The 21819-nt window shown below is 68.9% G+C and carries 14 protein-coding genes, 5 tRNA genes and 1 pseudogene; 9 read left to right on the forward strand and 11 right to left on the reverse strand.

Annotation, left to right across the window (positions count from 1 at the left end; all coding sequences use genetic code 11):
* The first annotated feature begins 45 nt into the window (after positions 1–45).
* Positions 46–7020, forward strand: coding sequence for an amino acid adenylation domain-containing protein (locus tag ABZ234_RS22470; RefSeq protein ID WP_355013333.1), 6975 nt, complete (start codon positions 46–48; stop codon positions 7018–7020).
* Entirely contained in the window at positions 6995–8215 is a 1221-nt protein-coding gene (locus ABZ234_RS22475) for a cytochrome P450 (protein WP_355013334.1), read from the forward strand. Before ABZ234_RS22470 ends, ABZ234_RS22475 begins: the two co-directional genes overlap by 26 nt.
* Here ABZ234_RS22475 and ABZ234_RS22480 read toward each other — a convergent pair.
* Both ABZ234_RS22480 and ABZ234_RS22485 read right to left on the reverse strand, forming a co-directional pair.
* Positions 8172–9755, reverse strand: coding sequence for an amino acid adenylation domain-containing protein (locus ABZ234_RS22480; RefSeq protein WP_355013335.1), 1584 nt, complete (start codon positions 9753–9755; stop codon positions 8172–8174). The genes ABZ234_RS22475 and ABZ234_RS22480 overlap by 44 nt on opposite strands.
* The gene (locus ABZ234_RS22485) at positions 9752–10594 is read right to left on the reverse strand and encodes a putative nonproteinogenic amino acid hydroxylase (protein ID WP_355013336.1); all 843 of its coding nucleotides are present in this window, start codon (positions 10592–10594) and stop codon (positions 9752–9754) included. The genes ABZ234_RS22480 and ABZ234_RS22485 overlap by 4 nt, the downstream gene beginning before the upstream one ends.
* A 365-nt stretch (positions 10595–10959) precedes the next feature.
* Between ABZ234_RS22485 and ABZ234_RS22490 the strand changes: the two are divergent.
* The 4 genes and pseudogenes from ABZ234_RS22490 to ABZ234_RS22505 form a co-directional block, all read left to right on the forward strand.
* A pseudogene (locus tag ABZ234_RS22490) lies at positions 10960–11490 on the forward strand (DNA cytosine methyltransferase); the annotation flags it as partial.
* A gap of 312 nt (positions 11491–11802) precedes the next feature.
* Positions 11803–12117 (forward strand): hypothetical protein, encoded by a 315-nt coding sequence (locus tag ABZ234_RS22495; protein WP_355013354.1) that lies wholly within the window; start codon positions 11803–11805, stop codon positions 12115–12117.
* Positions 12114–12464, forward strand: coding sequence for a helix-turn-helix domain-containing protein (locus ABZ234_RS22500; RefSeq protein ID WP_355013337.1), 351 nt, complete (start codon positions 12114–12116; stop codon positions 12462–12464). Before ABZ234_RS22495 ends, ABZ234_RS22500 begins: the two co-directional genes overlap by 4 nt.
* Before the next feature lie 24 nt (positions 12465–12488).
* Positions 12489–13745, forward strand: a complete 1257-nt coding sequence (locus tag ABZ234_RS22505) for a hypothetical protein (RefSeq protein ID WP_355013338.1) — start codon at positions 12489–12491, stop codon at positions 13743–13745.
* Between the two features lie 48 nt (positions 13746–13793).
* Here the strand turns inward: ABZ234_RS22505 and ABZ234_RS22510 are convergent.
* From ABZ234_RS22510 to ABZ234_RS22530, 5 genes are all read right to left on the reverse strand, one after another.
* A tRNA-Val gene (locus ABZ234_RS22510) sits at positions 13794–13870 on the reverse strand.
* Positions 13871–13900: 30 nt separating this feature from the next.
* A tRNA-Cys gene (locus ABZ234_RS22515) sits at positions 13901–13972 on the reverse strand.
* A 48-nt stretch (positions 13973–14020) separates the two neighbouring features.
* A tRNA-Gly gene (locus tag ABZ234_RS22520) sits at positions 14021–14093 on the reverse strand.
* 73 nt (positions 14094–14166) lie between these two features.
* Positions 14167–14239, reverse strand: a tRNA-Gly gene (locus tag ABZ234_RS22525).
* Positions 14240–14411: 172 nt separating this feature from the next.
* On the reverse strand, positions 14412–14843 hold the full coding sequence (locus tag ABZ234_RS22530; RefSeq protein ID WP_267948760.1) for a roadblock/LC7 domain-containing protein: 432 nt from the start codon (positions 14841–14843) through the stop codon (positions 14412–14414).
* A 381-nt stretch (positions 14844–15224) separates the two neighbouring features.
* Between ABZ234_RS22530 and ABZ234_RS22535 the strand changes: the two genes are divergently transcribed.
* Positions 15225–16067 carry an aminotransferase class IV gene (locus tag ABZ234_RS22535; RefSeq protein WP_355013339.1) on the forward strand — a complete coding sequence of 281 codons (843 nt, stop codon included), beginning with the start codon at positions 15225–15227 and terminating at the stop codon, positions 16065–16067.
* 135 nt (positions 16068–16202) lie between these two features.
* Here ABZ234_RS22535 and ABZ234_RS22540 read toward each other — a convergent pair whose 3' ends face one another.
* Positions 16203–16625, reverse strand: coding sequence for an SsgA family sporulation/cell division regulator (locus ABZ234_RS22540; RefSeq protein ID WP_267948762.1), 423 nt, complete (start codon positions 16623–16625; stop codon positions 16203–16205).
* A gap of 475 nt (positions 16626–17100) precedes the next feature.
* On the opposite strand from ABZ234_RS22540, the gene ABZ234_RS22545 reads away from it, so the two are divergent.
* A tRNA-Val gene (locus tag ABZ234_RS22545) sits at positions 17101–17174 on the forward strand.
* Positions 17175–17281: 107 nt separating this feature from the next.
* On the opposite strand, the gene ABZ234_RS22550 is transcribed toward ABZ234_RS22545, so the two are convergent.
* Positions 17282–17590 (reverse strand): PGPGW domain-containing protein, encoded by a 309-nt coding sequence (locus ABZ234_RS22550; RefSeq protein WP_344184921.1) that lies wholly within the window; start codon positions 17588–17590, stop codon positions 17282–17284.
* 580 nt (positions 17591–18170) lie between these two features.
* Here ABZ234_RS22550 and thrS point away from each other — a divergent pair.
* A complete protein-coding gene (gene thrS / locus ABZ234_RS22555; protein ID WP_355013340.1) occupies positions 18171–20144 on the forward strand; it encodes a threonine--tRNA ligase in 1974 nt (657 codons plus the stop codon).
* A 117-nt stretch (positions 20145–20261) separates the two neighbouring features.
* Here thrS and ABZ234_RS22560 read toward each other — a convergent pair whose 3' ends face one another.
* Positions 20262–20423 (reverse strand): hypothetical protein, encoded by a 162-nt coding sequence (locus ABZ234_RS22560; protein ID WP_267948765.1) that lies wholly within the window; start codon positions 20421–20423, stop codon positions 20262–20264.
* A 103-nt stretch (positions 20424–20526) separates the two neighbouring features.
* The gene (locus ABZ234_RS22565; protein ID WP_267948766.1) at positions 20527–21168 is read right to left on the reverse strand and encodes a hypothetical protein; all 642 of its coding nucleotides are present in this window, start codon (positions 21166–21168) and stop codon (positions 20527–20529) included.
* Positions 21169–21819: the final 651 nt, after the last annotated feature.

Consider the following 21819-nt stretch of genomic DNA (forward strand, 5'->3'; position numbering starts at 1 on the left):
CCCATGCGCTTCGGCGCGCTGAATGGCGCAAGGTGGTTGTGAGAATTGCTCGATGTCAATGTTGTCAGCGAAGCATGGATCGCTCGACTGTCGGACGTGCGCGGTGTGCCGTTGTCAGACACCAGCGACCCGACAGCCGAACGCGTGGCGGAATACCGCCTGACTCCTGAGGAGACCGCCCGGATCGATGCGCTGACCGGCCGCGACCCTGTGGGTCTGCAGCTGGTGGCGGTGGCGGCCACCCGGCTGTTCCTGTCCGTTCTCGACGAACACCCACAGCACGCGATTCTGCTCCCCGCCCCGTCGGGCACGGGCGGCGAAGTGGCGCTGGCCGCTCCGCTCGACCTTTCCGCACCGGTGGCCGATTTCCTCACCGCTCTGCACGAAGAGCTCGAGTCCTCGGCCGCACTGTCCTGGACTGATCGGTCGGTGATCACCCGACGACTGGAACTCGCCGGGCTCCCGAACGCCGGCGCGCTGTCGCAGATCGCCGTCGTGTGCGAGGAGCTGCACGGGAGCCTGCTGGCACCGGTGGCCCTGCGGCTGACGGTGCGACGGGCCGACAGCGGCTTGGTGGTCCACGCTGACGGCACCGGCGGACGACCGCCGCGAGAGGCCCACGCCGCGGCCCGCTGCGTAGCCGCGGCGATGGCGGCCATCTCGGCACAGCCGCAGACCTCCGCGGGCACGATCGACGTACTGGGTCCCGAACAACGGTCCGAGTTGGAATCGTGGTCGGGACTGCCCTGCGTGGCAGAATTCCCGGCGGCCACACTGATCACACTGACCGATGTGGCGGCCGTGCGCGCGCCCGACCGGGACGCCATCGCCGACGGCACCGTGTCCTGGAGCCATCGGCAACTGCGGCAGCGGTCCGCCAGGGCGGCGGCGTTGCTCACTGCCAGGCATGGCATCGCCGCGGGCTCCAGGGTGGCGCTGTTGCTGCCCCGAGGACCCGAACTGGTCCTGGCGGTCCTCGCGGTCCTGCGTACCGGCGCATCCTGCGTGCCACTCGATCCGTCGCATCCGCCTACTCGGCTCGCTCGTCAGTTGAACCTCAGCCAGGTCGCCTGTGTCATCTCCGACCGGAACGACCTGCCCGTAGGCGCGGACCTGCCGGTGGTGCTGACCGGCGAGCTCGCTGACGCACCCGACGCGGCGACGCCACAACCCGGACCCGGACCCGACGACGAGGCCGCCGTGTTCTTCACGTCCGGGTCCACCGGACTTCCCCGACCGGTGGCGCTGACGCATCGTCAGTACGCCCACAAGGCACTCAGTTCGGGGCAGCTCGTCGGCTTCGCCGACGACACCCGGTGCGCGATGCTCTCGGCGGTGACCTCCGACGGATTCTTCTACGAGATCTTCACCACGCTCGTCGCCGGTGGTTGTGTGGTGCCGGTCGGAGCGCCGCAGGCACTGTCTCCCCACGAGTTCTGGTCGCTCCTGCGCGAGCGCCGCGTCAACACGTTCCTCTGCGTTCCCTCGTTGCTCGCGGTCATGGCCGAGGGTCTGTCCGAAGTCAGCGAGCAGGGGATACGCCTGTGTCTGCTCGGCGGCGACGAAATTCCCCCCGGACTACTGCCCCGGTTGGCAGCGAGCCTGCGCGTGCGGACGTTCGGGAATCTGTACGGGCCCACGGAGAGCACCATCGAGGCCCTGACGTTTCTGTGCTCCGGCGAACGGCTCGACGAACTGACGACGGTGCCGATAGGACGGCCCTCCCCGGGATACGGCGTCGTGGTCGTCACCGAACGAGGGGACTACGCGCCGGTCGGCGTATCAGGTGAGATCTACGTGCTCGGTCCGGCCGTGGCCGAAGGGTATCTCGACGAGGCACCGACCGGTCCCGGTCGGTTCTACGAGCTCGACTCCCAGCCGGGTGTCCGGGCATTCCGCACCGGCGACTTCGGTCGTTGGAACGCTCGTGGGGAACTCGAGTTCCTCGGCCGCCGCGACCGGCAGATCAAAATACACGGCAATCGGCTGGAACTCGGTGAGATCGAGGCCGCCCTGAGCACGATCCCGGAGATCTCGGCCGCCGTGGTGATCCCCGTCGTCACCGCTGACGAACCGCCGGTCCTCGTCGCGGCGTACACCGCGAAGCAGGAACTTCCGCCACCGCGTGTCCGTGAGGCGCTCACCGCGGTCCTCCCGGCCTACATGGTGCCGAGCAAGGTGCTGCAGTTGGCCGACATACCGCTCACGTCGCACGGCAAGGTGGATCGCGCGGCGATCCTCGTAGACGTCGCTACCGCTGATGGCGGAACCTGGGAGCCGACCGACGAGGTGGAACGCCTCGTCTTCGACGTCTGGTCACAGGTCCTTGGTGCGCCACCCACCAGCGCGGATCTGGACTTGTTTGCCGCGGGTGGCCACAGTCTCACCGCCGCCCTGCTGGCGGCCAGGCTGAGCGGACACACAAGCGGCGCGATGACGATCACTGTGCGGCAGGTGTTCGCCGTGCCCACACCGGCGGGGATCTCGGAGGTCCTGCGTGATTCGGCCGAGCGGCCAAGCCACCTGCCGGGCATGATCTCGCCGTGGCCCGCGTGGCCGGAGCCGCTGCCGGCCAGCAACGCCCAGTTGCGAATGTGGTTCATCGAGCAGTACGACGAAGGCGACCGGCGTCCCTACAACATGGTGGAGGCCTTCCGGCTGCACGACGAGCACACCGAAGCCGCCTTGGCCGCGGCGGTAGACCAGTTGCTTCTGCGGCACCAGGCCCTGCGAACGGTGCTCAGAGGCGACGGTGCCGACATGGTCCAGGTGGTGCTCGACCCGCAGCAGGTCACGGGCGAACTGCGCACGGTTGCGGTGCCGCCAGGTGCGATGGACGAGATGTTGCCGCAGGTGGTCGCCGCGGAGCAGCGCTGGAAAGTTAACATGAACGACGGCCCGATGCTCCACGCGATCTGGTTGAAGGAGGACGGGGCGCAAGGCGGCATCCTGGTCATCTCCGTGCACCACAGCGTGTGTGACGGCTGGTCTTTTGCCGTCGTTGTGCGCGATCTGCTCGGGTTTCTCAGCCCGGCGGGCGGCGAGCAGAGCGATCCGGTACAGTACGGGCAGTACCTCCAGGCGCGACGAAGCCTGGGCGACACGGCGGCACGGGACGCGGAGAGCCTCGCGTTCTGGCGCCACACGCTCGCGGAGCTGCCCAACCTGGACCTCCCGTTGGATCGCCCACGGCCGACGATACGCAACTCCGCCGCTCGCGTGGTGCGGCTGTCGGTAGACGAGGACACCGCGGGAGAGCTGCAGCGGATGTGCAAGGCTTTCGGCGCTACGCCGTTCATGGCTATGGTCGCCGTGATCAGGGTGCTGCTGCTGCGGCTGTGCGGAGCCGCCGACGCACCGATCGGCACCACGGTCGCGGGCAGGGACGATCCCAGGCTTGCCGATTCGGTCGGCATGTTCGTCAACACGGTCGTGCTGCGGACCCCGGTGGACCCGGAACGCGGCTTCCGTGATCTGTTGACCGCCGTGGCGCACCACGCAGCACTGTTACGCGAGCACGAGGAGTATCCCTTCGATTCGCTGGTCGAAGGACTTGCGATCGAGCGCACGCCGAGCCGCCACCCTCTCTTCGACGTGTTCATCGAACCCGTCTTTCCCCTCGTCTCGCCGCTGGACGCCGACACGTCCGCACGGGTCGAGCACGTTCAGCTCGACAACACCGTGAGCGGCTTCGACCTGGCCTTCAGCGTCGAGACGCTGCAGACCGGCCAGCCGTTCCAGATCTCCATCACCTATCGCGAGGACGTGCTGGAGCACCAGACCGTGAGGCGCATGGCCGCTCAGCTTCGCCGCCTGCTAGTCGGCCTGCTGGCTGATCCCGAAGCGCCGGTGGGCTCCGTAGCGATCCTGCCTGACGACCAGCACGACGAACTGCTCGCCACCGCGATGGGCGAGCAGGTGGACCGGCCGTCCGCTGGCACGCTGCTGGATCTTGTGACGCGCCAGGTCGAGCGTGACCCGGACGCCCGAGCCGTCGTCTCCGGCGAACGGGTTCTCAGTTACGCGGAGCTGGACCGACTCAGCAACAACCTGGCCGCCCGGCTCGCGGCGGCCACGGGTGCGGGCCCCGGCCATGTCGTGGGAATCGTCGACGAACGTGACGAGTGGTTGGCGATCGGACTCCTCGCCATTTTGAAGACGGGTGCCGCATTCCTTGCCCTGGACCCGGAACAGCCTGCGGCTCGGTTGTCCCAACTGGTGTCCAGCAGCAGGGCAACGGCGGTACTGGCGCACCAGGGGGTCGCCGATTCGTTGGACGCCCTGGGCCACACCGTGCTCACGCTGGACGAGAACGCGGCGCTCGCTTCCGATCAGCCCACACCAGCGGTGGATGCTCAATCGGACGACCTGGCCTACGTCGTCTACACCTCGGGCTCCACCGGGACCCCGAAGGGGGTGATGATCGAGCACGGCGCGATTCTCAACACGATTCAGTTCCGCATCGACTACTACGGACTCGGCCCGAGCAGCACGGTCTTGCAGGTTTCTCCCGTTCACTGCGACTCGGGAATCAGTGACGTCTTCAGCGCACTGGGCTCCGGTGCGTCGCTTGTGGTCGCCACCAGGGAAGATCTCCTCAGCCCCGAGCAAGTCGCCGAACTCGTCGTGCGGGAACAGGTGACTCACGCGGTCATGGTTCCCAGCCTGTACGAGCTCATGACCGACTACGTCGTCGGCGCTCTGCGGAGGCTCCAGCAGTTGGTGCTCTGCGGAGAGCGGGTCACAGAGACCCTCACCGCCCGGCACAACCGCCTGCTTCCCACGACCGAGCTGTACAACGAATACGGTCCCGCGGAAGACGCCGTTCTCACGACCATCCACCGGTTGGACGTCACGGTCGGCCGCGTGTCGATCGGCCGACCGCTGCCGAACAAGTGGGTGGACCTGCTCGACGAACGCGGGGAACTCGTTCCACTCGGCGGGACGGGCGAAATCTGTGTGGGCGGAGCGGGCTTGGCCCGAGGCTACTGGGACGCTCCCGACCTGACGGCTCACCGTTTCACCGTGAGCCCGGTCAGGCCGGGCGTTCGGATGTACCGCACCGGTGACCTGGCCCGCTGGCTGCCGGACGGCACACTCCAGTACCTGGGCCGCAAGGACGACCAAGTCAAGATTCGCGGGAACCGAGTCGAACCCGACGAAATCGCCGCCGTGGTGGGAAAGGCCCCGGGCGTACGAGCCGCGGCCGTGGTCTCGGCAACAGGTCCGGATACGCCGATCCGCTTGGTGGCATACGTCGTAGGGGCGACCGACGTGCCCGGCCTCCGGGCGTTCCTGTCGGCACGGCTGCCCGCATTCATGCTCCCGGACAGCTACCTCATGCTGGCGGCGCTGCCCCGCACCGCCAACGGGAAGCTGGACCGCCGGGCACTGCCCGCACCCGCTGACGACCAAGCGAAACCTGGAACGCAACCGTTCACCGTGGCGGAGCAGCGGATCGCCGAGGTGTGGTCCGCGATCCTCGGTCGGCCGGTGGATGATCTGGACGCCCGCCTGTTCGACCTTGGCGGACACAGTCTGACCGCCGCCCGCATCGCGACCGAACTGGGCACCTCCGTCCGTACGGTCTTCGCCAACCAGACCGTCCGCAAGCTGGCGGTCGCGTTGGCCCCGGAGACGTCGACCCGGCCGGTGTCCGACGGCGCGCCGGTCCGGGACGCGTCGAAGCCGGTTCCGCTCGCGCGGGCGCAGCGCCGCGTGTGGCTGACGTCGACCCGGATGTCACCGGATGTCTTCGTCAACACCGACCTCGTGCGACTGGGCAGGCGGATCGACGCCGCGACCCTGCGTCGTGCCCTGGTGGCGGTCGTAAACCGCCAGGAGATGCTGCGGGCCCAGGTGCGGGCGGAAGGCACGACGGCCGAGTTGGTCGTGCTGGACCAGGAAGCCGTCGCCATGCCCTTGTCGGTCGTGGAGTTGCCCGACGCGAGCCCGGACGGCCCGGAAGTGGCGGCGGCGATCCGGTCGGCGCGTGCGGTCTCCTTCGCGTTGGACCGCGCGCCCCTATTCGCGATGCGCCTGATCACCGGTCCGGTCGGCGGCGACCTGCTCACGGTGACGGCGCACCACCTGGTCTACGACGGGGCGAGCACCCAGATCCTGCTCGACGACCTGGTGACCGCCTACGAACTGGCGCTCACCGGCGAGCGACCGGTGCTGCCCCCGCTGCGCTACACCTATCGGGACTGGGTCGCCGAGGAGGAGAGCTGGCTCGACGGGGCCGAGGCTCGGGAACAGGAACGGTTCTGGCGCGAGCGACTCGACGGCGTCGTGGAATCCCCGGATCCGGTGGACACGCGTCGCCGGGGCACCAAGCGCGGCCGGACCGGGGTGGCCGACCGGACACTGTCCGCCGACGTGCTGAAGCGGGCACCCGCGACTCCGTACGCCATCGTGGTCACGGCGTTCGCGGCGACGCTGCGGCGCAGGACGCACGCCGAGGACCTGGCCATCGGGTGCGCGACCAGCCTGCGGCACCGACCGGAAGCTGACGCTATCGTCGGCTTCCTCGCTAACGTCGTACCCGTGCGGCTGGAGATGCGCCAGTCCGACGCCAAGCTCGGCGACCTGCTTCGCCACGTCCAGGAGCGGATCACCGAGGCCTATGCCCACTCCCGGCTCCCGTTCGACGTGATCGCCGAGAAGCTGCCGCTGCCTGCGCGTCCCGGCCGCAGCGTCCTGCTCGACCTCGGCGTGAGCTGGGGGAACGCGATGGTGCACAGCACCGACTACGTCATCGAGGACGTGGAGCCATCGCAGGTCACGGCGACCAGCGATCTATGGCTCTACGGAAGCCTGGACGCGGACAGTCTGCACCTGCAACTTCGCTATGACGACAACCTGGTGCATGCCTCGGAAGCCGAGTCGCTCATCGATCAGATCGCTCAGTTCGTAGGCGATGTGGCGTCCGGCGCGGCGATTCCACTGGCTGACGACGCCGAGTCAGAAACGCGGGACGGGAGGGATTCCTGGGGTGAAACCACCTTCGAATTCGAGTAGCCGGCAGATCGAGCCGCCTTTCGAGCTGAACCTGGTCGACCCGAGGCTTTATTCGGATGGCGATCCGCACGAGGTGTGGCGATGGCTGCGGACGAACGATCCCGTGCGCTGGCATCCGGCTGGCGAACTGCCAGGATTCTGGATTCTGACAACCTACGATGACGTCCTCGCCGTATATCACGACCCGGTTGCCTTCAGCTCGGAAAAAGGCATCCTGTTGCGCCCCGAGGAATACGGTTCCGACCCTGGGGGCGGGCGTACGCTGGCGCTCACCGATCCGCCGCGTCACCGGCAACTCAGGGGTCTGGTACACGACCGGTTCGTACTTCGTTCCGTGCGATCCCTCGAAGCGGAGATTCGGGGCATCGCGCGTGACGTCGTGCTGCAGGCGCTCGAGCGTGAGCGGTGTGACTTCGTGACCGATGTCGCGGCCCGGATACCGCTGTACGTCATCTGCACCATGATGGGCGTTCCCCGCGAGGATTGGGAACATCTCCTCGCACTCACGACCCTCGCTTTTGGCGGGCCCGATGCCGAGACGCGCAGTCTCGCGCACATGGATATTCTGCAGTACTTCACTGCTCTCGTCGCGGAACGCGGCAAAAAACCCGCCGACGATCTGGTGAGCGCACTGGCGACCGCGGAGATCGACGGCAGAAAACTCACCCCGGACGAGGTTCTCCTCAACTGTGACAACCTCCTCGTGGGCGGGACCGAAAACACCCGCATCGCCGCTGCCGGCGGTATGGAAGCCCTGATCCAGCATCCGGATCAGTGGCAGAGGGTGTCCGAGGACCCCGAGTTGCTGCCGTCTGCGGTGGAGGAGGTACTGCGCTGGACCTCCACTGCCACCCACATCATGCGTACCGCCACCCGGCCGACCGTCATCCGCGACCGGCAGATCGACGCAGGCGAGCGGATCACCCTGTGGAACCCGTCCGCCAACCGGGACGAGAACGTCTTCCCTGACCCGGATCGTTTTGATGTCGGCAGGCGACCGAACCGGCATATCACGCTGGGGACAGGCGAACACTTCTGCCTCGGCGGTACCCTTGCCCGCGCTGAACTCCGGTTTCTCTATGAGGAACTGCTGACGGCCACCCGGCAGATCGAGCTCGACGGCGTGCCGACACGGTTGAATTCCATCGTCGTCAACGGTCTTGAGCGGATGCCTGTGCGGATGATCCCCCGGTAGCACCGAGGAAAGCCCGAAGCCTCGCCCGATCGAGCTTGCCAGACGCGGTCAACGGCATGCCAGGCAGGGTCACGAGCTGACCGGGAACCATGTGGACAGGCAGTTGGGCGGCACAGTGGTCGAGCAGTTCCTGATGCAACTGTTCGCTCGCGTTCACCGAATCTGCGGTGACGATGTAGGCCACCAGCAGACTCTCCCTTGGCAACGCGTCCTCCACAGCCGCGACCGCGTCCACCACGTGCGCATGACTTCTGAGGACCGCCTCGACCTCACCCAGTTCGATGCGGAAGCCACGGAGGTTCACCTGACGGTCGTCGCGACCGAGGTACTCGTAGGAACCGTCCGGACGTTGCCTGGCCAGATCGCCGGTCCGGTACCAGACCCGCTCGACCCCGTCGAGGTCGAGCCGCCGGAAGCGCTCGGCAGTGAGCTCTGGCCGACCCAGGTACGCGCCGGCGACTCCGGCCCCGGCGACCTGGATCTCCCCCACGTCGCCGACCGGAACCTCGACGCCGCGGGCGTCGAGCAGAGCGAGCTTGAGATGGCGCAGGGGCCGGCCGATCCAGGTGCCACCGGTGTCCTCCGCCACGTGTTCGGCCTTGAGCCGCCCATACGTGACGTGCACCGTGGTCTCGGTTATTCCGTACATGTTGACGAGTGCCTCGGCGTCGGGCCGCAGTTGCATCCAGCGACGTACCGAGACTCGGTCCAGTGGCTCGCCGCCGAAGATGACGTAACGCAGCGCTAGTTCGACTGCGGTGCGCTCATACGCTCTCACCAGGTGCTTGAAGAAGCTCGGCACCTGGTTGAGCACGGTGATCCGCTCGTGGGCGAGCAGGTCGAGGAAGGCTGCCGGGTTGCGGGCGGCCTTCGCGGGCACGATGACGAGTCGGCCACCGAACAGCAGCGCTCCCCACATCTCCCAGACGGCGAAGTCGAAGCAATCACTGAAGAAGTGCGACCACGCATCGTCCGGGCCGAACGCGAACGGGCCATTGATGCAGGCGCTGAACAGCGCGAGTACCGCGCTCTCCGGGACCGGCACACCCTTGGGAACGCCAGTGGAGCCGGAGGTGTAGATCACGTAGGCCGGAGTGTCTGCCAGGCGCGTGGCGGGCGGTTCGAGTTGCCCGGCGCCGGGCACGCGGTGGACACGGGAAAGCTCCCCCGGCAGCAGCCCAGCGGCAGTCTCATCCGTGATGACCGTCCTGATCCCACTGTCCTCGGTCATGAATCGAAGACGCTCACGCGGATAGGCTGGGTCAAGTGGGACGTAGCCGCAACCGTGGCTCAGCACAGCGAGAATCGCGGCCACTACCTCCCAGCCACGCGAGAGGCCGATTCCGACGAGCTCGCCGGCTTGGACGCCACATTCCCGAAGCCCGTAACGGTACTCGGCGGCGGCCCGGTTGAGTTGGGCATAGCTGATCTGCTCGGGCCCGTCCGTTATCGCTACAGCGTGCGGAGTGCGTGCTGCGTGCGCGGCGAAGGTCCGGTAGAGCGACTCGATTTCGGGTAACCTCTCCAACCTGTCGATCACCAGGTGAAATCTTCGCGCCACGCTCGCTTCTCGAGGCAGAAGACGCGGAAATCCCGGGCTAGGGCGACGAGCTCTTCGGTGCCGCTTCGGGCGGCGGCGCGCTCGAACCAGGTGAAGACGTCAGCGGCATCGGAATCGCGTTCGAAATGAGTGACCGCCAGAGCGCGGAAGATCGGTTTCGCAGATTCGCGAGTCATTGATCCCCAGGTATCCACGAGCTCGGCGATCTCCTGTTCGGAGATGGGCGGGCGCTGCATGATGCGGACGTCTTCGGTTGCGGGCATCGCGTGGTGTATGTCGCGTTTGGGGTCGAAGCCGTCACCCGCGAAGTCGAGGCACAACGAGAGCCGGGCAGCGCCAGGAGCGCTGTAGGCCGAGTGCGGGTCGCTCGTGTGGATCTGCCAGACCTCACCCGCGCGCAGGTGATAGACGGTGCCGTTTTCCGAATGCAGCGACCCCTCGCTCGTGCGCAGCGGCACCTGGAGGCGAACGCCGGGTCGATCGAATTCCAAGAAGTCCCGATGAGGGGCCAGGATGCCGTCCCGCAAACCGAATATCCGGACCCACTGGAGGGCGGTGATGGTAAAATGCTTACGCACGAAAGCCATGATCCCCGGCAACCGGTCACCGAGGTCGGTCGTGGTCAGCCCACCCGAATGCGGACGGAATGCGCTGTCGTTCTGCGCGCCAGACTCGTTGGCGAGAACATAACTTACCCACTCACCGAAGGTAAAGGAATTGTATTCGGCGGGAGCGGTCTCTGCGTCGATCAACGCCAGCTCGCCCGCAAGGTCCGGCACGTCCAATGGAAGCACTGCGATTCGCCGCGATTTAAGCACACCAGAAATAATACACGACTCACCGACTATCGGCTAGTACTCCAGTCTCCAGTTGTAGGTCCGGTTTGTCATAGTTTCTGAAGTACCTGTCTGCGGTAATGGCACTGACGGGCGTTCGCTCGGTGGGAACGTCTGAACGACGTGTTCGCCGACGCGGTCGCGGTGGACGCCCTGGTTCGGCACGGCCGCCCTGAGACGGCAACGCACGGAATGCCGCCCGGCACCACATTCTTCCTCCACCCCTCCCGGACACCCCTGGACCAGGTCGACCTGAGCGCTGACACCGATGCCGCACCGGACGGATGCACGCCATGGGCATGCCACGGCTCTGCCACCGGCGGTACAGCGGAGGGAGGCGGCACCCGATGACCGCAACCCTGCCGCCGAACCAGCTCGCCGCCCCTCGCTCCACCACGGCGACGATCGGTTCCCTGTGCACCGGCTACGCCGGGCTCGACATGGGCGTGGCCGCGGCGCTGAACGGCAATGCCCGACTGCTCTGGACAGCCGACAACGACCCCCACGTCACCCGGTTGCTCACGCACCGGCTCCCTGACGCTCCCAATCTCGGGAACCTGGCGGCGGTGCGCTGGACGGCGGTGGAGCCGCCCCAGGTGCTCACCGCAGGGTTCCTCTGCCAGGACGTCAGCGCAGCCGGCCGAGGAGCCGGAATCGAGAAAGGAACACGCTCTGGTGTCTGGCACCACGTCATGGACGCCGTTCGCCACCTACGACCCCGCCTGCTCGTGCTGGAGAACGTGGCCGCCCTGCGCTGGAAAGGCCGAGGACTCGACCGCGTACTCGCGGACCTGGCCCGCGCGGGGTATGACGCGAGCTGGTGTTGCGTACGCGCTTCCGAAGTCGGTGCGTGTCACCGCCGCGAACGCGTCTTCGTTATTGCCCACCCCGTGCGCCAGCGACGGCCACCGGGGATCCTCCGACCCGTGTCGGCGCACGCGGCAGAAGCGGCAGGTCCGCCTCGGCGATGTGCTGTGCCACCCACCCCACATCCCCGCGTACGCACGCACCCGCGCTGCGCACACCACGGGCCGCACCCGCACCCCCGAGCGTCTGCTGCCGACTCCTTTGGCCACCGACGGCACCAAAGGCAGTCCTCGGCAGAGGGATTCACACGGGCGCCCCACACTGCCCTCCGCGGCCATCGGTACCCACACCGACGACCCCACCCCGAAGCCGCAGTTCCGGCGGTGCCGTTCGCGTACGCATGGGGCGAGTACGAACCCGCCGTCCGGCGGTGGGAGAAGGTGCTCGGCAGAGCGGCACCCCCGCCCACCGAACTCGGCACCCGGGGACAGCCCCGGCTGAGTGCCGCACTGGTCGAGTGGATGATGGGCCTGCCCCCAGGCTGGGTCACCGATCCCGCCCTCGCACTGCCGCGCGCCGCTCAGCTCCAGGCGCTCGGCAACGGGGTGGTGCCGCAGCAGGCGTGCGCTGCCGTCCGGCACCTGCTCGCTGAAGCCGCCCTCACCGGTGAAGAGCCGGACGGGGAGGGCCGTCGGTGAACCGGGACATCTCCACTCCGGACGGCATGCCGCGCAAGGGGAGCGGCACCGGACGGCAAGACGCAGATCGCAGCCGCAACAGCGCTCCCACGCAGGTGAAACGCGATTACCGTTCAGGTTCCGATGAGCGTGGTCGGCAGGAGCTGGAGGTCTTCACTCCTGCGGAGGCCGCCGAGCTGCTCAAGGTTCCCGAGTCCTGGCTGCGCAAGCGCGCTTCGGCTCGGCGGGTGCCCTGCACCTTCATCGGCAAGCACCTGCGCTTCAGCTCCAGCGACCTTGAGCAGATCATCCGCGAAGGCCACCGCGACCCCGTCACCGGCCCCTCACGCGCTCGTCGCACCACCTGAAACACACCGAGAAGGGGAGTACGCATGGCGTACGCAGAACGCCGGGGCAGGACCTGGCGTGTGAAGTACAAGAAACCCAACGGCGCCTGGGCGTCGGAGTCGGGGTTCGCGACCAAGGAAGCAGCCCTGGCCTGGGGACGCGACCAGGAGACCGACATCCGCCGGCACACCTGGATCGACCCAGCCCAGGCCGAGGTCCGCTTCGGGAACTTCGCCGAGGAGGTCTTCGACGCAGCCCGGCTGGCGGGCAACACCAGGGCCAAGTACCGCTCCTACCTGGATTGCCACATCCTGCCGCAGTGGGAGGACTGGCCCCTGGGCGCGGTCTTCAACGACTACCTGGAGATCGAGCGCTGGGTGAGGGACCTGCACGAGGAGCTGGCCGAGCCCTCGGTGGCGTCGGTCTTCGCCTACTTCTCCCGGCTGCTGGAGGTTGCGGTCAAGGCCCGCAAGATCCCCGCCAACCCCGCCCGCGGCGTCCGGGTGACCAGCGGCGAGTACGAGGCCGATCGGCAGGTGGCCACCCCGGCCCAGTTCCTGCGCGCGGCCCTGCGGCTGCACGAGACCTTCGGCAGGGCGGGGTTCGTGCTGGCACTGATGAACGGCTACACCGGCGCCCGCTGGTCGGAACTGGTCGCTCTGAGACCGCACGACTACGACGAGATCAACCACGCCGTCCCGGTGCGCACACCGCTGCGCGAGGTCGGCGGGAAGCTGGAGACGGCCCCGAGTCCCAAGACCCCGGCGGGCAAGCGGTGGATCCAGCTCCCGCCGTTCCTGGACGCCCTCTACACGGAGCTGATCGAGGACTGCGCCGAGGACTACCTCTTCAGCGGTCCCCGGGGCGGTCTGTTGCGCCGGGGCAACTTCCGGGCCCGGTTCTGGCGTCCGGCCTGGGACGGCGACCCCCGCAGCGGCGAGGCCTGGTGGCGGCGTCCGCTGCTGCCGGGCCTGACGTTCAACGAGGGCCGCCACACCCACCGCACCTGGTTGGCCGAGGACGAGATCCCGGAGGTTGCCCGTGCGGCTCGGCTGGGGCACCGGGTGCCGGGGATGGCCCGGGTCTACGAGCACGTCACGCCGGAGATGAAGCGGCGTGTACTCAGCGTGCTCGAGAACCGGTGGCGGGGGAGCGTGACGGCTCTCACGATACGGGAGCGGGAGTGGCTCTTCGCTGTGGCGCCGACGCTCGAAGAGCACTACCGTGGAAACAGCGAAAGCGGGCTCCCAGAGGAACCCGCTTCGAAGACGATCTCCCAGATATCTCCCAGTCTGGGCTGACCGGTCTTCACCAACATGTCAGATAAACCCTCTGACCTGCGGTGATGCTGGTGGGCGATACAGGACTCGAACCTGTGACCTCTACCGTGTCGAGGTAGCGCTCTAACCAACTGAGCTAATCGCCCTCATCGGGGGATGAGGTACTGCGCACTGCGAGGCGGAGACGGGAATCGAACCCGTGTGCAGGGATTTGCAGTCCCTTGCCTCAACCACTCGGCCACTCCGCCAGGAAACGACATGGGGAACGTCGAGTGACACCCATGCGGGCCTCTCCGAGCGGACGACGGGATTCGAACCCGCGACCCTCACCTTGGCAAGGTGATGCTCTACCAGCTGAGCCACGTCCGCATGTGCGCCGGGCTGACGACCCGGCACCGGTACCGCTCCACCATCCGGAAATGGTGGAGCCGAACCGTTCGCGAGCGGACGACGGGATTCGAACCCGCGACCCTCACCTTGGCAAGGTGATGCTCTACCAGCTGAGCCACGTCCGCGCGGCGAGTGGTGGCGACCTCCGAGGTCTCCCTCGTGCGTCCCCCTCGCTGCGTTAAGAACTCTAGCGGATTCCCGGCCAAGCGCGAAATCGGATTCGGCGGGGCGCACGCGGGAACGCGCCCGCGCCCTGCCGTGGCAGGCCCTGCGGACGACCTGCCGCGGCGGCAGGAGTCAGTTCTCCACGTGTGCGGGCGTGGAGGGCATGTCGGGGCGGGGAGGCGCGGACAGGTACTGGCCGACCCGTTCGATGACCTTGTTCATCTCGTAGGCGATCAGGCCCACGTCGCTGTCGGAGTCGGACATCAGCGCCATGCACGCGCCCTCGCCCGCCGCGGCGACGAAGAGGAAGGCGCGGTCCATCTCGATGATGCTCTGGCGGATGTCGCCGGCGGAGAACTGCTTGCTCGCACCGCCCGCGAGGCTGTGCAGCCCCGAGGCGATGGCCGACAGGTGCTCGGCGGCGGGGCGGTCCAGGCCGCTGGAGGTGGCCATGAGGAGTCCGTCGGTGGACAGGACGATGGCGTGCTGTGTTCCGGAGGCGCGCGTGAGGAGGTCGTCCAGCAGCCAGCTGAGTTCTCCGCGGGCGGTGCTCGGTGGGGTCATGTCTCTCTTTGCTCTGTCGGTTGTCGGGGCGTGACGGGACACGCGCACCGGGGGTGCGGCAGGATCGGCCGGGAGGGAGAGTTCTGATCAGCTGCGACCGGTCCCGCATAAGCGTTGCCCAGATGATAGTCATTCGTAACTTATCTGTCCGGCCGACACGGTGGGTACCGGGTGGGCCGCGCTCCGAACCGAGGCGTGTGACCAGTCGCGATGGGCGGGTTCGGGCGGGTCCGTGACCGGACCGGAGGCCGGTGCCGGTCACTTCCCTTGCCAACCCGGAGGGGCGGCGGGTAGGGAGGTCCCGGGGCTCGGGGGCCTCCGAGGTGGGAGTATCGGGAAGACACCGGCCCGACCTGGGCACTTGAGAACTTGGGGGTTGGAATGAGGGTGTGGATCGCGGGTGCGGGGTACGGCCGCGGCGCCGTCGTCGACGAGAGCGAGGCGCGCATCCCCGCGCTCGACCACGGGATCACCGTGGGGGACGGGGTGTTCGAGACGGTCCGGTCCCGGAACGGCCGCCCGTTCGCGCTCACCCGCCACCTGCGGAGGCTGGCCCGCTCCGCCGCCGGCCTGGGGATGGCCGAGCCGGACCTGGAGCTGATCGCCGACGGCGTCGGCCTGGCCGTGGCCGCCAACCCCGAGCTGACCGACGCCCGTGTGCGCATCACCGTGACCGACGGCGCGGGGCCGCTGGGCTCGGACCGCTCGCCGGGCGAGCAGACCGTCATCGTGGCGCTGGGCCCCTTCCCGGGGATCCCGCCGCACACGGACGTGGCGCTGGCCCCCTGGCCGCGCAACGAGTTCGGCGCCCTGGCGGGCCTCAAGACCACCTCCTACGCGGACAACGTGCGGGCCCTGGCCCACGCCAAGGAGAGGGGCGCGAGCGAGGCGGTCTTCCGCAACGTGAGCGGGAACCTCTGCGAGGGCACCGGCAGCAACGTCTTCGTGGTGCTCGACGGGGTCCTGGTCACCCCGCCCCTGTCGGCGGGGCCGCTGGCGGGCATCACCCGGGAGCTGGTTCTGGAGTGGTTCGGCGGGGAGGAGGCCGACGTGCCCATGGAGCGCCTGCCGGACGTCTCCGAGGCGTTCCTGACATCCACCGGGCGCGACGTCCAGCCGATCCTGCACATCGACGGCAGGCAGGTCTCTCCCGGGGTCGGCCCGGTGACGGCCAAGGCCATGGCGGTGTTCGCGGAGCGCTCCGCCGCCGACCTCGACCCGTGACGGGCGGCGGGCCGGACCGGGGGCGGTACGGCGGGCCCTGCGCCCCCTGAGGCGGGGCTCCGGCACGACGGAGGGGCGGCGCTCCGTGCGCCGCCCCTCCGTCGTGTCAGGGGTTCCTGGGTCCCGTACGGGGCCTCAGGAGTGGAGGTGCTGCTGGATCTCCTCGTCGAGGTCCACGAACTGCGCCTCCTGGCCCGCGGGCACGATCTCGTAGGTCCTGTGCAGGAACTCCGCCAGCGGGGAGACCTGGGTGTCGAACTCCGCCTGGCCGAAGGGCGAGGAGAGCGCGATGCTCACGCTGCGCTCGCCGCTCTCGTCCTTGGAGGGCCACACGCGCACGTCGCCCTCGCCCACGGGGCGCACGATGCCGACGGTGAGGAGTTCGCGCGCGAAGATCCACTCGACGGGGTTGTCCTCGCCGGTGTGGAACGCGACCCGGATCGCGTAGGGGTCGTCCGAGCTGTAGTCCAGCCGCGCGACCAGCGGAACCGAGGTGCGTTCGGGAACCACGAGCCGCAGGCCCAGCTCGGCGGTGGCAGTGGTGTCGCTACTGTTCATGTTCGCCAAACCTTTTCTCGTCCGGCCCTGCTCGTTGCGGCGCGGGTCGGTTGCCGTCTCACCCGCTCCAACGCGGCTTCCCGCGGAACATGACGTGAGTACGGAGACTTTCTTGGTCGGATGGGACCGGAGGTCTCGCTGCCCGCCCAGCGGGCCCAGCTCGCCGCAACGCGGCTCCACGATCCTTCGTCACTGTAATGACCAGGAGAAACCAAAGATTTCCCCATGTCGGGTGGTCCGCGTCACGCGGAGGTAATGTCGCGGCGGTACTCGACGGGGCCACGGGGGCGGGAACTCCTTCTCAGGGCGGGAATCACCACCGACAGAAGACACTCCCACGAACCCGCCGGTAGTAACGTGTGACCTCTGTCACAGGTTGGTGGGTCCGCCGGGTGGGCCGTGTGCGTCGAGCACCCCCGAACATGCGCTAAAGTTTTTCTTGTCCGGCCGAGAGGGCGGGCAGCGCAGCAGTTCAGGGCGATTAGCTCAGTTGGCTAGAGCGCGTCGTTCACACCGACGAGGTCACTGGTTCGAGTCCAGTATCGCCCACAGCAGGGGAGGGCCGGATCCGCTTCACGCGGATCCGGCCCTCCCTCTTTTCGTCGTGTCCGTATCACGGGCGGGGCAAGGGCCCGCGCCCGGCGGCGGACCCGCGCCTATTCGTGCGGCGGGGTGCAGGGCAGCGCGCGCCGCCGCCTCCGGTCCCGCCGCTCCCGGAAGCGGCGGAAGGCCTCGTCCCTGAGGCGCATCCCCAGCTGCTCGGCGCGCAGGAACCACACGCGCGCGGGGCGCACGAGCCTCTGGGCCCACCGGAACTCGGTGCTGAAGATGACCAGCCCCAGGATGACCGACGCCAGCCCCGGGCCGGGGATCACCATCATCAGGAGCCCGGCGAGGACCACCAGCGTGCCGACCGTGCCGACGAGGATGCGCCAGGGCAGGTGCAGCGCCGGGTGGGTGTGCATACGTCTGCGGAAGAGGCGGAGCCTGGCCCGCAGCCGTCGCCACCGCCTCGCGTGGGCACGGCGGGAGGGGGATGTCTCCGGGGCCGGTGGGCCGGTCGGTGGGCTCGGTGACATGCGCTCACAGTATTCGGTCGCAGAGACTGGGTGTATTCGGGTCCGCGGTGGCCGGTGGTCGGATGTCTGCTGATTCTCACCGATCTCGAACCCCGGATCAATGGTCTTTGGTATGGCTGTGGACAGCTTCCTGAAAGGTGACGTTCTTTGACAGAACGTCTTCCCGGGGGGAGAGGATTCCCTTCTGTCACCGTTCCCCCGGGATGTGGTGGCACCGGGCGGCCTGGGCGGACACGGCCGAATTCCCCGACCGAATCACCGGGGGCGGAGCCGCTCCGGGGTGCGCCTCCGGGGCCGCGCGGCGGCCCGGGAAGAGGGCGCGCGGGCCCCGGGCGCACGCCGTCGGACCTGTGGACGGCCGGGGCGGAGCCACCCCGGAGCCGATAGCATCGGGGGGAAAACGCCTGGCCGCCCCACGGGGCGGTCGGTACGCGTTAGACCGCGATCCACGTCCTTAGGAGTCACCGTGTCCGCCGCGCCTGAGCTGCACATCACCCTCGCCGGAACCCCGCGTGCGGTGGCGGCCACCACTACGGCGGGGCAGGCACTGGAGGCCGACGGCAGGACCGTCGTCGCGGCGCTCGTCAACGGCGAGCCGCGCGACCTGGACCGGGAGCTGCACGAGGGCGACGTCGTCGAGCCGATCGCGATCGACTCCGACGAGGGCCGGGCGATCCTGCGCCACTCCACCGCGCACATCCTCGCGCAGGCGGTCCAGGAGCTCTTCCCGGAGGCCCGGCTGGGCATCGGCCCGCCCGTCGAGAACGGCTTCTACTACGACTTCGACGTCGCCGAGCCGTTCACCCCCGCCGATCTCAAGGCCATCGAGAAGAAGATGCAGCAGATCATCAAGCAGGGGCAGCGCTTCGACCGCCGCGTCGTCACCGAGGAGGGCGCGCGGGCCGAGCTGGCCACCGAGCCCTACAAGCTGGAGCTGATCGGCCTCAAGGGCGGCGCCACGGAGGCCGCCGAGGGCGCCGGGGTCGAGGTGGGGGCCGGCGAGCTCACCATCTACGACAACGTCCACCCGCGCACCGGCGAGCAGTGCTGGAAGGACCTGTGCCGCGGGCCGCACCTGCCCACCACCAGGGCCGTCCCCGCGTTCAAGCTCATGCGCACCGCCGCCGCCTACTGGCGCGGCAAGGAGACCAACCCGCAGCTCCAGCGCGTCTACGGCACCGCCTGGGAGACCAAGGAAGCCCTCAAGGACTACCTGACCTTCCTGGAGGAGGCCGAGAAGCGGGACCACCGCAAGCTCGGCGCGGAGCTGGACCTGTTCTCCATCCCGGACGAGATCGGCTCCGGCCTCGCCGTCTTCCACCCCCGGGGCGGCATCATCCGCCGGGTGATGGAGGACTACTCGCGCAAGCGGCACGAGGAGAGCGGCTACGAGTTCGTCTACTCCCCGCACGCCACCAAGAGCACCCTGTTCGAGAAGTCGGGGCACCTGGACTGGTACGCGGACGGCATGTACCCCCCCATGAAGCTCGACGGCGGCCAGGACTACTACCTGAAGCCGATGAACTGCCCGATGCACAACCTGATCTTCGACGCGCGCGGGCGCTCCTACCGGGAGCTGCCGCTGCGCCTGTTCGAGTTCGGCACCGTGTACCGGTACGAGAAGTCGGGCGTGGTGCACGGCCTGACCCGGGCCCGGGGCTTCACCCAGGACGACGCCCACATCTACTGCACCGAGGAGCAGATGGCGGACGAGCTCGACTCGCTGCTGACCTTCGTGCTGGAGCTGCTGCGCGACTACGGCCTGGACGACTTCTACCTGGAGCTGTCCACCAAGGACCCGGAGAAGTACATCGGGGACGACGCGGTCTGGGACACGGCCACCGCCACCCTGCGCGAGGCCGCCGAGAAGCAGGGGCTCGAACTGGTCATGGACCCGGGGGGCGCCGCCTTCTACGGCCCCAAGATCTCGGTCCAGGCCAAGGACGCCATCGGCCGCACCTGGCAGATGTCCACGATCCAGCTGGACTTCAACCTGCCCGAGCGCTTCGACCTGGAGTACACCGCCCCGGACGGCTCCCGCCGGCGGCCGGTGATGATCCACCGCGCCCTGTTCGGCTCCATCGAGCGGTTCTTCGCCGTCCTGCTGGAGCACTACGCGGGCGCCTTCCCCGCCTGGCTGGCCCCGGTGCAGGCGGTGGGCATCCCCATCGCGGACGAGCACGTGCCCTACCTCCAGGAGGTCGCGGCCAAGCTGCGCGCCGAGGGCATCCGCGTCGAGGTGGACGCCGGGGACGACCGCATGCAGAAGAAGATCCGCAACGCCCAGAAGCAGAAGGTGCCCTTCATGCTGCTGGCCGGAGACGAGGACATCAGCAAGGGCGCGGTGTCCTTCCGCTTCCGGGACGGCTCGCAGAACAACGGCGTGCCGGTCGACGAGGCCGTGGCCGAGATCGTCGCCGCCGTCCGCGAGCGCCGGTAGGGCGCCGCCGCGCCGCCGGGAAGAGGTCCCGGACGGCGCCGGACGCGCACGGCAGAGCGCCCACCCGGTCCTCCGGGTGGGCGCTTCCCCGTTCCGCCGGTCGCCGCGGCGACGGGGTCAGCGCTGCTCTCGCGGCGCCGTGGACTCGTCGTCGTCGCGGAAGAGGTCCGCGCGGGAGATGCGCGCGGTCGCGTTGGGGTCCGGGGCGTTCTGCTCCTCCTCGTCGTCGCGGAAGAGGTCCGCGCGCGAGATGCGGTGCGTCGAGTTGGGGTCGCTCATGAGGGTTGCTACTCCTAATTGCTTCGGGGCACAGCGGATCTTATCCGTCTCCTGCGGGGGAGTCCGCCTGCTCAGGTTCGGGTGCAGGGAGCCGTGACCCCGGTCAGGGGCCCGCGGGGTGCCGCTTCCACGCCTCCGCGGGGATGCGCTCCACCATGTCGATCAGGTAGTCGGCGGCGGTGAGGGACCGGTCGGGGTCCAGGCGCATGGCGGCCCAGGTGAGGACGTAGTCGCCGCTGAAGCGTACCGGCAGCGACCGCGACCGCGGATCCGAGAGCAGCCACGCGGTCATGGCGCGGTCGAGGACGGCCCGGGCGAACCCGGTGTCGCCGACGGCGTGGAAGGCCCTGTCGAAGGCGTCGTCGGACGGCGTGAGGCGGTCCCTGCGGCGGATCTCCAGCTCGGCGTTGGGGCCGGGGGTGCGGACCGCGACGATTCGGTAGGCCTGGCGGCCCCCGGCCGCGCCGTGCCTCGGCTTGTGGGTGTGCTCGAAGATGACGACCGGGTGCCGGCCGCGGCGCCCGGAGAGGACGTGCTGGACGCGCGGGTGGGGGCCGTTGGTGGAACGCGGCAGGACCGCTTCGCCCAGCGGGGCCGGCTGGTGCTCGGCGTAGGTCCACCCGTGCTCGCGGGCCCAGACGCGGAGCTCCGCGACGCGTTCCTTGCGAAAGTGCGCGGCGACCGCGATCGCGCCGGCCGACACCACGACGACGACCAGAGCGATCACAGGCAGGGCGCCTTCCATCCGGTGTCTCCTCCGGCTGGGGAACGTGGGGCGGCCGAGGACCCGAGGGGCCCGCTGCGGCGGGCCGGGCCTTCCGGGCCCGGAAAGCAAGGGGCCCGCTCTGGCCGTACGGGTCCATTCTGTGCTCATTGCTGTTACTTGTCACCCCTTGGCGTTGTTCCCCGGTGACCCGCGGAGTTCACGTACCCGTGGAGCTGTCCCCATACCCTCCCGAAACATGCGGAGCACCGCCGAAAGTACATGCGAGACCCCGGCCGCGACCTGCGCGAAAGCTCGCGTCCGCCGCGTCCGCGGACATTCCCGGGGCCCGGCCGGCGCACTTTCTCCGAATTCGACAGAACTGCCGGTGATTCAATAGGCACTCAGGGTGAGAATTGTCCGGAACCGGTCACGGGGCCGGTCCGTGAAGCGCGGCCCGAAACGCCGTTCCCCGGGGAGCGGCACGGTCCGCCGGGCGCGCGGCGTCCGGAGGATCCGGGGCCGTGCCGGTCCCCGCGGCTCCGGGACGGACCCCGGCGCGGGCCCGGGCCGTGCCGGTCCCGCGGCGGGTCCCCGGCGGTCGCGCCGCGGGGCGCCGGAGCCGCCGTCCCGGCCCGCGCGCCCCCGCGCGACACTCCCGCCGTGCCGTCGCGGACACGCGCCCGTTTTGTG

It is taken from the genome of Nocardiopsis sp. NPDC006198 (assembly GCF_040613895.1).
Classification (GTDB): Bacteria; Actinomycetota; Actinomycetes; order Streptosporangiales; family Streptosporangiaceae; genus Nocardiopsis; species Nocardiopsis tropica.